Here is a 15218-nt window from a genome sequence, read left to right on the forward strand (position 1 = left end):
CCTCCCGGCCGGGGCCGGGAGGGGGGTGCGTCAGAGGTGGGCGTAGACGTCGTCGAGGGAGATCCCGCGCGCGACCATCATCACCTGGACGTGGTACAGCAGCTGCGAGATCTCCTCGGCGGCGGCTTCCTTGCCCTCGTACTCGGCGGCCATCCAGACCTCGGCGGCCTCCTCGACGACCTTCTTGCCGATGGCATGGACGCCCTTGCCCACCAGCTCGGCGGTGCGGGAGGTGCTGGGGTCGCCGTTGGCGGCCTTGAGCTGGAGCTCGGTGAAGAGCTCTTCGAAACTCTTAAGGGGTTTGTTCGCCATGATGCCCTTAGGGTACGGCTTCACCCGGGTGCCCCGTTGCCGGGGTTCACTCCGTGGACTACCGCCAGGGCTCGCTGACCGTGCGGAGGGTGGTGGCGGTGGCGACGGCGGCGGTGACCGCTTCGTGGCCCTTGTCCTCGTTCGACCCCTCCAGGCCGGCGCGGTCCAGCGCCTGCTCCTCGTTGTCGCAGGTGAGCACGCCGAAGCCGACGGGGACGCCGGTGTCGATCGACACCTGCACCAGGCCCTGGGTGACGCCCTGGCACACGTAGTCGAAGTGGGGGGTGCCGCCGCGGATGACCACGCCGAGGGCGACGATCGCGTCGTAGCCGCGCTCGGCGAGGACCTTCGCCACGACCGGGAGCTCGAAGCTGCCCGGGACGCGGAGCAGGGTGGGCTCGTCGATCCCGAGCTCGTGGAGGGCGCGCAGGGCGCCGTCCACCAGTCCGTCCATGACCTTCTCGTGCCACTGCGCCGCGATCACGGCCACCCGCAGGTCTCCGCAGTTCTTCACGCTCAGTTCGGGTGCGCCCTTGCCGCTCACAGCTCTCCTCGGTGGTTCTTGCCGGTGGTGTTCGGTGGTGTGGTGCGTGTTACTGGTTGCCGCAGGCGGTGGCGACCGGGCCGCCGTCCAGCCAGGGCAGGTCGTGGCCCATGCGGTCGCGCTTGGTGCGCAGGTACGTCAGGTTGTGCTCGCCGGCCTCGACGGGCATGGGCTCGCGGTCGGTGACCGCGATGCCGTGCCGGACGAGGGCGTCGGCCTTCTCGGGGTTGTTGGTCAGCAGCCGGACCTCGCGGACGCCGAGGTCCGCCAGGATCTGGGCGCCGGCGCCGTAGTCCCGGGCGTCGGCGGGCAGGCCGAGTTCGAGGTTGGCGTCCAGGGTGTCGCGGCCGCGCTCCTGGAGCTCGTAGGCGCGCAGCTTGGACAGCAGTCCGATGCCCCGGCCCTCGTGTCCGCGGAGGTAGACCACGACGCCGCGGCCCTCCTTGGTGATCCGCTCCATGGAGGCGTGCAGCTGGGGGCCGCAGTCGCAGCGCTGGGACTGGAAGATGTCGCCGGTCAGGCACTCCGAGTGCATCCGGACCAGGATGTCCCGGCCGTCGCCGAGGTCGCCGTGGACCAGGGCCACGTGCTCGACGCCGTCGACGGTGGATCGGTAGCCGTAGGCGGTGAAGTGGCCGAACGCGGTCGGCAGGCTGACCTCGGCCTCGCGGCGCACGGTGGGCTCCGCGGAGCGGCGGTAGGCGATCAGGTCCTCGATGGAGATGATCGTCAGGCCGTGCTTGCGGGCGAAGGGGATCAGCTCGGGCAGGCGCAGCATGACGCCGTCCTCGCCCGCGATCTCGACGATGGCACCGGCCGGGCGCAGGCCCGCGAGGCGGGCGAGGTCGACGGCGGCCTCGGTGTGGCCGTTGCGGACCAGCACGCCGCCGGGCTTGGCGCGCAGCGGGAAGATGTGGCCGGGGCGTACGAAGTCCTCGGCGGTGGAGCTGCCGGCGGCCAGCAGCCGCAGCGTGGTGGCCCGGTCGGCGGCCGAGATGCCGGTGCTCACGCCGTGGGCGGCGGTGGCGTCGACGGAGACGGTGAAGGCGGTCTTCATCGACTCGGTGTTGTTCTGGACCATCTGGGGGAGTTCGAGCCGGTCCAGCTCGGGGCCCTCCATCGGGGCGCAGATCAGGCCGCGGCACTCGCTCATCATGAAGGCGACGATCTCGGGCGTGGCCTTCTCGGCGGCGATGACGAGGTCGCCCTCGTTCTCGCGGTCCTCGTCGTCGACGACGACGACCGGCCGGCCCGCGGCGATGTCGCGGATCGCCTGCTCGACGGGGTCGAGGCGGAAGGCCTCGTAGTCGTCCGGGACGGGCGTGAGGGTGGGCTTGACGGAGGTCATGCCGTCGCTCCTTCCAGGGCCGTGGCGGGGGTGGTGGTGCGGGAACGCTGGTACCAGTCGTAGGCGCCCCAGACGACGAGCGCTCCGTAGATGACGTAGACGAAGGCGGAGAAGGCGTAGCCGCTGGTGTAGGCGAGCGGGACGCCGACGGCGTCGACCAGCAGCCAGGCGAACCAGAACTCGACCATGCCCCTGGCCTGGGCGTACATGGCGACGATGGTGCCGACGAAGATGTAGGCGTCCGGCAGCGGGTTCCAGCTCATCCAGGGGTACAGGGTGAACAGCCCGGTGACGGCGGCGGTGCCGAGGGCGGCGGCGCCGAGGAGGGCGCCGCGCTCCTTCCAGGTGGCGAAGCGGACGGCGAGCGAGCCGTCCTGGGCCTGCTGCCGGCCGCGGGTCCACTGGAGCCAGCCCCAGGCGGCGACGAGCATGACGACGACCTGCTTGCCGGCGCTGCCGGAGAGGTGGCCGGCGGCGAAGGCGGTGAAGAGGACCGCGCCCGAGAGGAACTGGGTGGGCCAGGTCCATATGGAGCGGCGCCAGCCGAGGGCGAGGGCGATCAGGCCCATCGTGTTGCCGATCATGTCGGACCACACGATGTGCTGGTCGAAGACGGTGAAGGCCTCGGAGTTGAGCCAGCTCAGCGCGCTCACCGGTCGGTCTCCTTCGCGGTCAGCGGGTCGACGCCGGCGGCGAGCAGGCGCTCGACGTACTTGGCGAGGACGTCGACCTCCAGGTTGACCGGGTCGCCGGCCTGCTTGGTGCCGAGGGTCGTCAGCGCGAGGGTGGTGGGGATCAGGCTGATGGTGAAGTGGTCGGCGGCGGCATCGACCACGGTGAGGCTGACGCCGTCGACCGTGATGGAGCCCTTCTCGACCACGTACCGGGCCAGCTCCGCCGGGAGCGAGACCTTGACGATCTCCCAGTGCTCGGAGGGGGTGCGGTCGAGGATGGTGCCGGTGCCGTCGACGTGGCCCTGGACCAGGTGTCCGCCGAGCCGGCCGCCGAGGGCCATCGGGCGCTCCAGGTTGACGCGGGAGCCGGGCTCCAGCGCGCCGAGGCTGGAGCGCTTGAGGGTCTCCTGCATCACGTCGGCGGTGAACTCGCCGTTCTCGGTCTCGACGACCGTCAGGCAGACGCCGTTGACGGCGATCGAGTCGCCGTGCTTGGCGCCCTCGGTGACGACGGGGCCGCGCAGGCGGAAGCGCGAGGCGTCCGCGAGCCGCTCGATGGCGGTGACCTCGCCCAGTTCTTCGACGATTCCGGTGAACACTCAGTGCTCCTTGGGGGCGGTGGTGGGGACAGCGGTGATGCGGAGATCGGGGCCCAGGCGGACGACGTCGGTGATGTCGAGGCGGAGCGCCTGGGTGATGGTCGCGATGCCGGCGCCGGTCAGGGCCGCGGGGCCCTCGCCGAGGAGCGCCGGTGCGAGGTAGCCGACGACGCGGTCGACGGCGCCGCCCTCGACGAAGGCGCCGGCCAGGGTGGCGCCGCCTTCGAGGAAGAGGGAGCGCACGCCGCGCGCGTACAGCCGGGGAAGAAGGTCGTGGATGCCGATGCGGCCGTCGGTGAGGGGGAGCCGGAGGATGTCGGTGCCCTCGGGGAGGTGCCGGGTGTCGGCGTCCTCCCCCACGACGAGCAGGGTCGGCGCCGCGTCGTCGAGGACGCGGGCGGTCGGCAGGATGCGGGCGTGGGTGTCGAGGACGACCCGCAGCGGCTGGACGGCGCCCTCGACGCCGCGGACCGCGAGGTGCGGATCGTCGGCGCGCAGGGTGCCGGAGCCGACCAGGACGGCGTCGGACTCGGCGCGCAGCCGGTGGACGTCGGCGCGGGACGCGGCCGAGGTGATCCAGCGGCTGGTGCCGTCGGCGGCGGCGGTGCGGCCGTCCAGGGTGGCGGCGTACTTCCAGGTGACGTGCGGGCGGCCCAGGCGTACGGAGGTGAGCCAGGCGGTGTTGCCGGCCTCGGCCTCTTCCTCCAGGAGCCCGCCGTGCACCTCGACGCCGGCCGCGCGCAGGGTCGCGGCACCGCCGGTGGCCTGCGGGTTCGGGTCGGCGACCGCGTAGTGGACGGTGGCGATGCCGGCCTCGACGAGGGCCTGGGCGCAAGGGCCGGTGCGGCCGGTGTGGTTGCAGGGTTCGAGGGTGACGTACGCGGTGCCGCCGCGGGCCGCCTCGCCGGCCGCGCGCAGGGCGTGGACCTCAGCGTGGGGGCCGCCGGCCCGCTGGTGCCAGCCCTCGCCGACGATGCTGCCGTCGGGGGCGGTGATGACGCAGCCGACGACGGGATTGGGGCTGGTGGCGCCGAGGCCGCGGGCGGCCAGCGCGATGGCGCGCCGCATGGCGGTTGCTGCGTCGGCGGTGGTGGCCACCGGGTCCTCCTGCCTCGTCGGGCACGGACTCCGGGGCCTGTCGATACGACAGATGAGCGGGACGCACACGGGATACGCCGGGGCCCGACGGTTCCGCCGCGTACGTGCTCGTACGCCCGTGAACCGCCGAAGGCGGCGTACCGTGACTGGCCCGCCGCGCACTGCCTCCCATCCGGACTTTAACCGTCGGTCCAGGAATTCCACCTGGTCAACCGGCCGCTGGCTGCGGACGGGTCGCGGACTATAACCGCCGGTTCGGAATTACACCGACCCCGGAGTGCGCTGCTACTGGTACTGAAACCAGTCTGCCACGGCTGATCGACACCCATGCGGGCGATCCACTGTGTGCTGGCTCACAGACTGGCCGGATTCCACCGTTCCGCGAGGGCGCCTCCCGCGCGCCGTGCCGTCGGCGGGGCCGAGGTTCCAGAGATGGTCCAGACCTATTGACTGGTGGTCTAGTCCTCCTTAATGTCTCCTTCACATTCCCAGGGAGACAGCCCGTCAGATGTGCGCACATCACGGGTCAACACGCGCCACCCCTTTGTTCGTTGTGCTCCGCCTGTTCGTTGTGTCCTGCCAACCTCCCTTCCCCAGGAGGCACAATGCTGTCCCCCACGCGTACGAGGGCCACGCTGATGGCCGCGGGAGCCGCCGTCGCGGGCCTGCTGATCAGCACGCTCTCCACCGGCGTCTCGCACGCCGCAGACAACGAGGCGTGTCGCCCCGACGGTCTGTACAAGACCCCCGGCGTCGACGTCCCCTACTGCTCGGTCTACGACACCGAGGGCCGCGAGAAGATGGGCGCCGACCACCAGCGCCGCGTCATCGGCTACTTCACCGGCTGGCGTACCGGCAAGGACGGGACCCCCGCCTACCTCGCCAACAACATCCCGTGGGGCAAGGTCACCCACCTCAACTACGCCTTCGCGCACGTCGGCTCCGACAACAAGATCTCGGTCGGCACCGACGGCCCGAACAACGCCGCGACCGGGATGACCTGGCCGGGCGTGGCCGGGGCCGAGATGGACCCCGCGTACACCTACAAGGGCCACTTCAACCTGCTCGGCAAGTTCAAGAAGCAGTACCCGAACGTCAAGACGCTGATCTCGGTCGGCGGCTGGGCGGAGACCGGCGGCTACTTCGCCGACAACGGCGACCGCGTGGCCTCCGGCGGCTTCTACTCGATGGCCACCAACGCCGACGGCTCGGTGAACCAGGCGGGCATCAACACCTTCGCGGACTCCTCCGTCGAGTTCGTCCGCAAGTACGGGTTCAACGGCGTCGACATCGACTACGAGTACCCGACGACGATGAAGGACGCGGGCAACCCGCTCGACTGGCAGCTGGCCAACGGCCGCCGCGCGGGCCTCGTCAAGGGCTACGCCGCGCTGATGAAGACCCTGCGCGAGAAGCTCGACGCGGCCGGCGCCGCCGACGGCAAGCACTACCTGCTCTCCGTCGCCGCCCCGTCCTCCGGCTACCTGCTGCGCGGCATGGAGACGTTCCAGGTCCAGAAGTACCTGGACTACGTCAACATCATGTCGTACGACCTGCACGGCGCCTGGAACGAGTACGTCGGCCCGAACGCCTCGCTCTTCGACGACGGCAAGGACGGCGAGCTGGCGGCCGCGAGCGTGTACAGCACCTCGCAGTACGGCGGAATCGGCTACCTGAACACCGACTGGGCCTACCACTACTTCCGCGGCTCGATGCCGTCGGGCCGCATCAACATCGGCCTGCCGTACTACACCCGCGGCTTCAAGAACGTCCAGGGCGGCACCAACGGCCTCTGGGGCAAGGCGGCGGCCACCAGCTGCCCGGCGGGCGCGGGCCTGACCAAGTGCGGTGACGGCGCGGTCGGCATCGACAACCTGTGGCACGACAAGGACACCAACGGCGTCGAGTCCCCCGCGGGCTCGAACCCGATGTGGCACGCCAAGAACCTGGAGCGGGGCGTCGTCGGCGACTACGTCACCAAGTACGGCTTCCCGGCGAACACCACCCTGACCGGCACCTACGTCCGCAACTACGACTCCACCCTGGTGGCGCCCTGGCTGTGGAACGCCCAGAAGAAGGTCTTCCTCTCCACCGAGGACGAGCAGTCGGTGAACGCCAAGGCCGACTACGTGGTCGACAAGGGCATCGGCGGCACCATGGTCTGGGAGCTCGCGGGCGACTACTCCTGGAACGCGGCCAAGGGCCAGTACGAGCCGGGCGACACCCTGACCAACGCGATGTACCAGAAGTTCAAGGCGGCCACCCCGTACGGCGCGAAGAAGGCGGGCGCCACGGCCCTGCCGACGCAGGCCGTGAAGGTCGGCGTGGACTTCACCGACTTCAAGCTGGGTGACCAGAACTACCCGATCACCCCGAAGATCAAGATCACCAACAACACGCAGACGACGCTGCCGGGTGGCACGGAGTTCCAGTTCGACTACTCCACCTCGGCGCCGGCCAACGCCTCCGACCAGTCCGGCTTCGGGACCGCCATCGTCAGCACCGGCCACACCGGCAACAACGTGGGCGGCCTGAAGGGCGACTTCCACCGGGTCTCGCTGAAGCTGCCGAGCTGGCAGTCGCTGGCCCCGGGCGCGTCGGTCGACGTCACGTTCAACTACTACCTGCCGGTCTCCACCCCCTCCAACTGGACGGTGAAGATCAACGGGACGAGCTACGCGCTGGCCGACGACCTGGCCCGCGGGACCACCGTGGTGGAGCCGGGGTCCGGCTCCACCACGGGCGGGACCACGGGCGGCACCACCGGCGGGACGACGGGCGGCACCACCGGCGGCACCACGGGCGGGACCACCGGCGGCACCACCGGCGGGACGACGGGCGGGACCACCGGCGGGACCACCGGCGGCGGTGGCACCTGCGCCAACCCGGCCTACGTCGCGGGCAACGTCTACAACGGCGGCGCGCTCGTCTCCCACAAGAGCCGCAACTGGAAGGCCAAGTGGTGGACGCAGAACGAGGAGCCCGGCACCACCGGCCAGTGGGGCGTCTGGGAGGACCTCGGCGCCTGCTGATCGCCTGACCCGCCGAACGCGGGACGGGCCGAATGACGAGGAGGGCCCGGCGGCCGCGTGCCGCCGGGCCCTCCGGCACGCCCGCGGACGTGGCCGGCGGGCGGTCCCCGGGCTGCGGGCCGTGGTCGAGCCGGACAAGCTGGGATGCGTACAGCGCCAGATGTCACGTTCCTGACGGGTGCCCGGTCTCCACTGGGGAAGCGACCCCGAGGAAGGACCGAACCATGAGCACCATTCTCGTCACCGGCGGCACCGGCACCCTGGGCAGCCTCGTCACCGGACGCCTGCGCGCGGCCGGGCACGAGGTCCGGGCGCTGAGCCGGCGCTCCGCCCACCACCCCGTCGACCTCAGGCGCGGCTCCGGACTGGACGCGGCCATCGCGGGCGCGGACACCGTGGTGCACTGCGCCAGCAACACCCGGGGCGCGGGCCGGGGCGACGACGAGGCGGCCCGCCACCTGATCGGCGCCGCGCGGCGGGCCGGGGTGCGCCACCTCGTCTACATCTCGATCGTGGGCGTGGACCGGGTCCCGCTCGGCTACTACCGGCGGAAGTTCCGGGTCGAGCGGATGCTGGAGGAGTCCGGCCTGGGCGTGACCATCCTGCGGACCACCCAGTTCCACGACCTCGTCGCGGTGCTCGCGGAGACGCTGGCCAAGCTGCCGGTCGTGCCGGTGCCGAAGGGCGTACGGGTGCAGCCGGTCGCCGCCGAGGAGGTCGCGGCACGGCTCGCGGAGCTGGCGGCGGCACCGCCGGCCGGCCGGGTGGCGGACATGGGCGGGCCGGAGACGCACACCCTGGCCGACTTCGTGCGGGCCTGGCTCGCGGCGCACGGCAGCACCCGCAGGGTGGTGGAGGTGCCGCTGGCGGGCAAGGCGTACGCGGGCTTCCGGCGCGGCGGCAACCTGGCCCCGGCGCACGCGGTCGGCACGGGCACCTTCGCCCACTACCTCGCGGAGCGGCACCCGGCACAGGGCTGAGCGCCGCGGGGGTGGCGGCACGCGGGTGTGGCGGCACGCGGGTGTGGCGCTTCACGGATGGCGGTACGCGCGTGACGCGGGCGGTACGAGCCCAGGCGGGCGGTGCCGGCGTCGGGCGGACGGCACGAGCACCGCCCAAGCGGCACGCGCGCGAGGCCCGGCGGTGCGCTAGGCGGGCGGTGCGAACAGGGCGTCCTGGGCCGCCGCGCGGGAGGTGAGCAGGGCGCCCCGCAGCACCGCCGCGTCGCCGAGGTCCGTGGCCCGCACCTCGGTGGGCACCGGGGTCAGGGCGGCCAGGCGTTCGGCGACCAGCGCGGCGAGCACCGGGCCGCCCGCGTGCCCGGTCTGCCCGCCCAGCACCACGCAGCCCGGGTCCAGGACGGCGGCCGCGGCGGCGGCACCCAGGGCGATCCGCTCGGCGAGGGCGTCCAGCAGGGCCTTGCCGTCGGGCCCGGCGGCGACGGCGCCGCGCACCACCGCTCCCGCGTCGCCGGGGAACCCGTACGCGCGCCCGAGCTCCCGTACGGCGGCCCCGCCGGCCAGGCTGTGGAAGCCGCCGTCGCACCCGGTGGCCGAGGGCAGCGTGCCGGTGCCCGGCACCGGCAGGAAGCCGATCTCGCCCGCGCCGCCCGAGGCGCCCCGGCGCAGCCTCCCGTCGAGCACGACGGCCGCGCCGACGCCCTCCCCCAGCCAGAGCAGCACGAAGGAGTCCAGGTCGCGGCAGGCGCCCTCGTCGCGTTCGGCGACCGCCGCCAGGTTGGTCTCGTTCTCCACGATCACCGCGGCGGGCAGCCGGCGCTGGAGGGCGCCCGTCAGCTCCCGGTGCCAGCCGGGCAGCTTGGCGGTGTCGCGGAGCTCCCGGGTCTCGGGGTCCACCAGCCCCGGGGCGCCCACGCACACGGTGTGGAGTGCGGCCCGGGCCTCCGCGGCGACCCGGACCAGCGCGGCCACGGCCTCGTCCACGGCGTCCGCCGGCAGCTCCGCGGCGGCCACCGGGCGGCCCAGCAGGTCGGCGACCACGGCGTGCACACTGTCGGTGCGCACGTCCAGGGCGGCGAGGTGGGCCCGGTCCGCGACGATCCCGTACACCTTGGCGTTCGGGCCGCGGCGCTGTTCCCCGGACTCCCCCACGACCTCGATCAGGCCGGCCTCGCGGAGCCGGTCCACCAGGTCGGCGACGCTGGGCCGGGAGAGCCCGGTCGCCTCCTTGAGCTGGGTGGCCGTCAGGGGGCCCCGGTCCTGGAGGAGGCTCAGGGCGCGCCGGTCGTTGAGGGCGCGCGCGGTGCTCGGGGAGGCGGGACGCATGGCGGAATCCTAATCGGCGTCAGATCACGGGGGTTATTTATCAGGCAGGTTCCCTGATAGTTTATCGGCATGTCGCTCGGCGAACCCGACCTCAGCCTGCGGCGCCTCCGGCGCGCCCGCACGTCCGTAGCCTCCGTCTTCCTCGTCCACGGTGCGGTCACCGGCAGCTTCGCCACCCGCATCCCGTGGATCCAGGACCACGCCTCCCTCAGCGCGGGCGCCCTCGGCCTCGCGCTCGCCTTCCCGGCCGTCGGCGCGGCCCTGGCCATGCCGCTGGCGGGGCGGATCAACCACCGCTTCGGCGCCCGCGCCGCACTGCGCGGGCTGCTCGCGATGTGGACCCTCTCCCTGATCCTGCCGAGCCTCGCCCCCAACCTGCCGGTCCTGTGCCTGGCCCTGTTCGTGTACGGCGCCTCGGCCGGGATGTCGGACGTGGCGATGAACGCCCTCGGCGTCGAGACCGAGAACCGGCTGGGCCGGTCGATCATGTCCTCGCTGCACGGCATGTGGAGCGTGGGCGCCCTGCTCGGCTCGGCCGCCGGCACGGTCGCGGCCCACTCCGGTACGGACGCGCGCACCCACCACCTGGTCGCCGCGCTGGCCCTGACGGCGCTCGGCCTGGTCGCCGTGCGCGGGGTGCTGGACCTGCGGAGCGAGGCGGACGAGGAGCCGCCGCCGCACTTCGCGCTGCCGCCGAGGTCCGCGGTGCTCATCGGGGCGATCGGCTTCTGCGCGGTGTTCGCGGAGGGCGCGAGCCTGGACTGGTCCGCCGTCTACCTCGGCGACGTGCTGCACACCGACGCCGGCCTGGCCGCCGCCTCCACCACCGCGTTCGCGCTCACCATGGCGGTCGCCCGGCTGGCGGGCGACCGGGTGGTCGACCGGTTCGGGCCGGTGCGGACGGTACGGGCCGGGGGCCTGCTGGCCACGGCGGGCGGGCTGCTGGTGGTACTGGTCCGCGAACCCGCCGCCGCCATGGCGGGGTTCGCGATGACCGGGCTCGGGATCGCGGTCGTGGTGCCGCTGGCCTTCGCCGCGGCGGCGCGCAGCGGCCCGGCCCCGGCCCAGGCCATCGCGGGCGTCGCGACCGTCACGTACACCTCGGGCCTGATCGCGCCGTCCGCGATCGGCGCGGTCGCCGACGCCACGTCGCTGGTGGTGTCCTTCGCCCTGGTGACCGCGCTGGCGTGTGCGCTGACGCTGGGGGCCGGCGTGCTGCGACAGAGGACGAACGGCGGGACGGAGGTCCTGGTCAAGCAGGACGAACCGGAAAGAATCCGGCCGTAATATATCGCTGGCCGTACCGCGGCCGATCATGAACGGTCGCGACGGCGAATGGAGTGGGAATGGGCCTCGGCGTGCGCTGGACCCTGCACGGTGACGGGCGGACCCCCGCCCCCGGAGCGGTGGTCCGGCCGGACGAGCGGCTGTCGTGGCCGCGGACCGCCGGGCTCGGTGCCCAGCACGTGGTCGCGATGTTCGGGGCGAGCTTCGTCGCCCCGGTGCTGATGGGGCTCGACCCCAACCTCGCCATCATGATGTCCGGCGTCGCCACGATGATCTTCCTGCTGGCGACGCGCGGCCGGATCCCCAGCTACCTCGGCTGCTCCCTGTCCTTCGTCGGCGTGGCCGCGGCCATCCGGGCGAGCGGCGGCGACAGCGCCACCGTCACGGGCGCGGTCTTCGTGGTGGGCGCGGTGCTGTTCCTCGCGGGCCTGGCGGTCCAGCGGTTCGGCGCGCGGGTGATCCACACGGCCATGCCGCCGGTGGTGACCGGTGCGGTGGTGATGCTGATCGGCTTCAACCTGGCGCCGGTGACCGCCTCGACGTACTGGCCGCAGGACCAGTGGACCGCACTGCTGGTGATGGCCTTCACCGGGTTCGCGGTGGTCTGCCTGCGCGGCTTCTGGTCGCGGATCGCGATCTTCCTCGGGCTGGTCTTCGGGTACGCGGTCTCCTGGCTCTTCGACCGGCTCTTCGGCCAGATCCACTCCCCCGCGGGCGGCGCCGAGGCCGTGGACCACTGGCGGCTGGACTTCTCGGGCGTGGCGAAGGCGGACTGGATCGGTCTGCCGTCCTTCCACGCGCCGGCCTTCGAGTGGTCGGCGATCCTGGTGGCGCTGCCCGTCGTGATCGCCCTGATCGCGGAGAACGCGGGGCACGTGAAGGCGGTCGGCGAGATGACCGGCGACTCCCTCGACGACCGGCTGGGCACCGCGATCGCCGCGGACGGCGCCGCGTCCATGCTGTCCACCGCGGTCGGCGGGCCGCCGAACACCACGTACTCCGAGAACATCGGCGTGATGGCGGCGACCCGGGTCTACTCCACGGCCGCCTACTGGGCCGCCGCGGTCTTCGCGCTGCTCTTCGGCCTCTGCCCGAAGTTCGGCGCGGTGGTGGCCGCGATCCCCGGCGGGGTGCTGGGCGGCATCACCGTGATCCTGTACGGCATGATCGGCCTGCTCGGCGCGCAGATCTGGATCAACGGCCGGGTGGACCTGCGCAATCCGCTGAACCTGGTGCCGGCGGCCGCGGGCATCATCATCGGCGTCGGCGGCGTCAGCCTGAAGATCACCGACAGCTTCGAGCTGGGCGGGATCGCGCTGGGCACCATCGTGGTGATCGTCGGCTACCACGCGCTGCGGCTGTTCGCCCCGGCGCACCTCAAGGACCAGGAACCGCTGCTGGACGCGGGCACCTCGGCGTACGACGAGGAGCGCGGCGACGGGGCGCCGTAGCCCGGCTTTCGCCCGATCCGGCGAAGCGCGCGGCCAAGTCCCCCGTCCGCGGGCCCGCGCCTGGGACCCTCTGGGGCATGGCGCAGATGACGGTCGGGGTGTCGCTTGGTCCGGTGGTGGCGCGGATGCGCGCGCTGGACGGGCGCCTGCACCCGCGGGACGGCGTGGCGGTGTTCAACCGGGTGTACCTGGCGGTCACGGAGGAGCTGGGGCGCCGGATCGGGGACGGCGGGTTCCCGGTCGTACGGACGGCCGAGACCCTGGCGGTGCGGTTCGCCGAGCGCTACCTCGCGGCCGTGGACGCGGCCTCCGACGGCGAGCGGGTACCGGCCTGCTGGCGCCCGCTCTTCCAGTACCGGCGGCACCCGGGCGTACGGCCCCTCCAGCACGCCCTGGCCGGCATCAACGCGCACATCGGCCACGACCTGCCGATCGCGGTGGTCGCCACGTGCGGTGAGCTGGACTGCGAACCGCGGGCCCTGGAGGCGGACTTCGACCGGGTCGGCGACACGCTGGTCGCCCTGGAGGAACGCATCCGCGAGGACCTGATGCCGGGCCCGGACCTGCTGGAGGTGGCCGACCCGCTCACCCACCTGCTGGGCTCGTGGAGCCTGGACCGCGCCCGCGACGCGGCCTGGTCCTCGGCCCGCCTCCTGTGGACCCTCCGCGACCGCCCCGACTTCGCCCGCGAGATCACCGACTCCCTCGCGGCCGGCGTGGGCCTGGTGGGCCGCTGCCTCCTGACCCCGTCGGGCCGCTGAGGGAGTCGGCCGCTGCCGGGACCCGGACGTGGAAACGGGCCGTCGCCGCGATGTTTGCGCGGGGACGGCCCGTTGTCACGTGGTCCGTGGGGTCACACGGAGGCGGACTGGTGTCAGTCCTCGGGGAGTTCGACCGGGGCGATCTCGTCGTAGACGTCGCCCGGGCCCGGGTTGGTGGTGTCCGTCTCGCCGCCCAGGTGGTGCATGACGCCCCACACCGCGTTCAGCGCGGTCTGCACGGCGCCCTCGGCCCAGCCCGCCGTCCAGGAGATGTCGTCGCCCGCGAGGAAGATGCCGCGCTTGTCCTCGGGGAGACGGTCCTGCATGAAGTGGGTGTACAGGCGGCGCTGGTAGCGGTAGTGGCCGGGCAGGTTGGCCTTGAACGCGCCCATGAAGTAGGGCTCGTCCTCCCAGGACACGGTGACCGGGTTGCCGATGATGTGCCGGCGGATGTCGACCTTGGGGTAGATCTCGCCGAGCGACTTCAGCATGACCTCCATCCGCTCGTTCGCGGACAGCGGCAGCCACTTCAGGCTGTCGTCGCACCAGGTGTACGACAGGCAGATCACGGCCGGCTGGTCCGGGCCGTTGTCCAGCAGGTACGTGCCGCGGGTCATCCGGTCGGTCAGCGTCATCGACATGACGTCGCGGCCGGTCTCCTCGTCCTTGTCCAGCCAGAACGGCCGGTCCACGGGGATGAAGAGCTTGGAGGACTCCATGTAGTGGGTGCGCTCGATCGCCGTCCAGTGGTCGATCGGGAAGAGCGTGTCGTCGCACTCGATCTTCGACAGCAGCATCCAGGACTGGGCGGTGAAGATCGCGGCCCGGTAGGTGCGGATGTCGCCGTTGGCGTCGGTGACGGTGATGCGGTTGCCGGCGGTGCGGTGCAGGCGGGTCACCGCGGGGCGCGGGGTGCCGTCGTGCAGGGAGGACAGCGAGGTGCCCTGGGCCCAGTGCACGATCTTCTCCGGCTCGCGCTCCCAGAGGCGCAGCGGCAGCTGCTGCGAGCCGCCGACGATGCCGCGGTGGTGGTCGTCCGCCTCGGTGTAGACGACGCGGAGGATCTCCAGGATGGAGTTCGGGAAGTCGGTGTCCCAGCCGCCGGTGCCGAAGCCGACCTGGCCGAAGATCTCGCGCTTGCGGAAGGACTTGAAGGCCTCGGACTTGCAGAGGAAGCCGTAGAAGGTCTCGTCGTCGAGCTTCTCGACCAGCTTGGCCCAGATCTCGCGGATGCGCGGGACGTCCCGCTCGCGCATCGCGGTGTTCATGTCCGAGAAGTCGGCGCCCTCTTCGAGGCAGGCGTTCCACGCGTCGGCGACGTCGCGGTAGATCTGCGGGAGGTCGGCGATGGTCTCGGCGTAGTGCGTCTCGCCCTTGAGGTCGACGACCGTGGAGGGCGTGGCCTCGGCCAGCGGGTTCGGGAAGGGCTCGGTCTGCAGGCCCACCAGGTCGATGTAGTGCTGGAGGGCGGTGGAGGAGGGCGGGAAGCGCATGGCGCCCATCTCCGCCGTCAGGCCCTCGGTGCCCTGGCCCTCGAAGCCGACGGTGCGCAGGCGGCCGCCGATCTGGTCCGCCTCGTAGACGACGGGCTTGAGGCCCATCTTCATCAGCTCGTAGGCGGAGATGATGCCGGACAGGCCGCCGCCGATCACCGCGACCTCGGTGCCGTGCTCGGTCGCCGGTATCTGGCCCAGGCCGGCCGGGTGCGCGAGGAAGTCGTCGTACGCGTACGGGAAGTCCGGACCGAACATCGTGATCGGCGGCTGGCCGTCGCTGTGCGGAACGGCGGTCGTGGGCACCGTGGACGTCATGGGGTACGGCTCCTTG

The 15218-nt window shown here is 72.4% G+C and carries 13 protein-coding genes and 1 riboswitch; of the genes, 5 read left to right on the forward strand and 8 right to left on the reverse strand.

Going from position 1 to position 15218, the window contains the following annotated elements:
* Positions 1 to 30: 30 nt before the first annotated feature.
* The 6 genes from ACIQUR_RS19390 to ribD are packed head-to-tail and all read right to left on the reverse strand — an operon-like array spanning position 31 to position 4545.
* A complete protein-coding gene (locus tag ACIQUR_RS19390) occupies positions 31 to 312 on the reverse strand; it encodes a phosphoribosyl-ATP diphosphatase (RefSeq protein ID WP_403665622.1) in 282 nt (93 codons plus the stop codon).
* Positions 313 to 370: 58 nt separating this feature from the next.
* A complete protein-coding gene (ribH, locus tag ACIQUR_RS19395; protein WP_399947361.1) occupies positions 371 to 856 on the reverse strand; it encodes a 6,7-dimethyl-8-ribityllumazine synthase in 486 nt (161 codons plus the stop codon).
* Positions 857 to 905: 49 nt separating this feature from the next.
* A complete protein-coding gene (locus ACIQUR_RS19400; protein ID WP_403665625.1) occupies positions 906 to 2204 on the reverse strand; it encodes a bifunctional 3,4-dihydroxy-2-butanone-4-phosphate synthase/GTP cyclohydrolase II in 1299 nt (432 codons plus the stop codon).
* A complete protein-coding gene (locus ACIQUR_RS19405; protein ID WP_403666259.1) occupies positions 2201 to 2848 on the reverse strand; it encodes a nicotinamide riboside transporter PnuC in 648 nt (215 codons plus the stop codon). Before ACIQUR_RS19405 ends, ACIQUR_RS19400 begins: the two co-directional genes overlap by 4 nt.
* 5 nt (positions 2849 to 2853) lie before the next feature.
* Positions 2854 to 3477 carry a riboflavin synthase gene (locus ACIQUR_RS19410; RefSeq protein ID WP_403665627.1) on the reverse strand — a complete coding sequence of 208 codons (624 nt, stop codon included), beginning with the start codon at positions 3475 to 3477 and terminating at the stop codon, positions 2854 to 2856.
* Positions 3478 to 4545 (reverse strand): bifunctional diaminohydroxyphosphoribosylaminopyrimidine deaminase/5-amino-6-(5-phosphoribosylamino)uracil reductase RibD, encoded by a 1068-nt coding sequence (ribD, locus tag ACIQUR_RS19415; RefSeq protein WP_403666261.1) that lies wholly within the window; start codon positions 4543 to 4545, stop codon positions 3478 to 3480.
* 184 nt (positions 4546 to 4729) lie between these two features.
* Positions 4730 to 4860: riboswitch (FMN riboswitch) on the reverse strand.
* A 320-nt stretch (positions 4861 to 5180) separates the two neighbouring features.
* Between ribD and ACIQUR_RS19420 the strand changes: the two genes are divergently transcribed.
* On the forward strand, positions 5181 to 7607 hold the full coding sequence (locus ACIQUR_RS19420) for a chitinase C-terminal domain-containing protein (RefSeq protein ID WP_403665629.1): 2427 nt from the start codon (positions 5181 to 5183) through the stop codon (positions 7605 to 7607).
* 224 nt (positions 7608 to 7831) lie between these two features.
* Entirely contained in the window at positions 7832 to 8587 is a 756-nt protein-coding gene (locus tag ACIQUR_RS19425) for an SDR family oxidoreductase (RefSeq protein ID WP_403665631.1), read from the forward strand.
* Positions 8588 to 8755: 168 nt separating this feature from the next.
* Here ACIQUR_RS19425 and ACIQUR_RS19430 read toward each other — a convergent pair whose 3' ends face one another.
* Positions 8756 to 9892 carry an ROK family protein gene (locus ACIQUR_RS19430; protein ID WP_403665633.1) on the reverse strand — a complete coding sequence of 379 codons (1137 nt, stop codon included), beginning with the start codon at positions 9890 to 9892 and terminating at the stop codon, positions 8756 to 8758.
* A 69-nt stretch (positions 9893 to 9961) separates the two neighbouring features.
* Here ACIQUR_RS19430 and ACIQUR_RS19435 point away from each other — a divergent pair, with 69 nt between their 5' ends.
* The 3 genes from ACIQUR_RS19435 to ACIQUR_RS19445 all read left to right on the forward strand — a co-directional run bounded on the left by ACIQUR_RS19435 (position 9962) and on the right by ACIQUR_RS19445 (position 13391).
* Positions 9962 to 11179 (forward strand): MFS transporter, encoded by a 1218-nt coding sequence (locus ACIQUR_RS19435; RefSeq protein ID WP_403665635.1) that lies wholly within the window; start codon positions 9962 to 9964, stop codon positions 11177 to 11179.
* A 59-nt stretch (positions 11180 to 11238) separates the two neighbouring features.
* Entirely contained in the window at positions 11239 to 12630 is a 1392-nt protein-coding gene (locus ACIQUR_RS19440) for a uracil-xanthine permease family protein (RefSeq protein WP_403665637.1), read from the forward strand.
* 77 nt (positions 12631 to 12707) lie between these two features.
* The gene (locus tag ACIQUR_RS19445) at positions 12708 to 13391 is read left to right on the forward strand and encodes a DUF5995 family protein (RefSeq protein WP_403665639.1); all 684 of its coding nucleotides are present in this window, start codon (positions 12708 to 12710) and stop codon (positions 13389 to 13391) included.
* Positions 13392 to 13504: 113 nt separating this feature from the next.
* On the opposite strand, the gene ACIQUR_RS19450 is transcribed toward ACIQUR_RS19445, so the two are convergent.
* Complete coding sequence (locus ACIQUR_RS19450; RefSeq protein WP_403665641.1) at positions 13505 to 15202, reverse strand: flavin monoamine oxidase family protein; 1698 nt, start codon at positions 15200 to 15202, stop codon at positions 13505 to 13507.
* Positions 15203 to 15218 lie beyond the last annotated feature (16 nt).

Origin of the sequence: Streptomyces sp. NPDC101132 (assembly GCF_044759225.1) — a bacterium.
Lineage (GTDB): Bacteria > Actinomycetota > Actinomycetes > Streptomycetales > Streptomycetaceae > Streptomyces.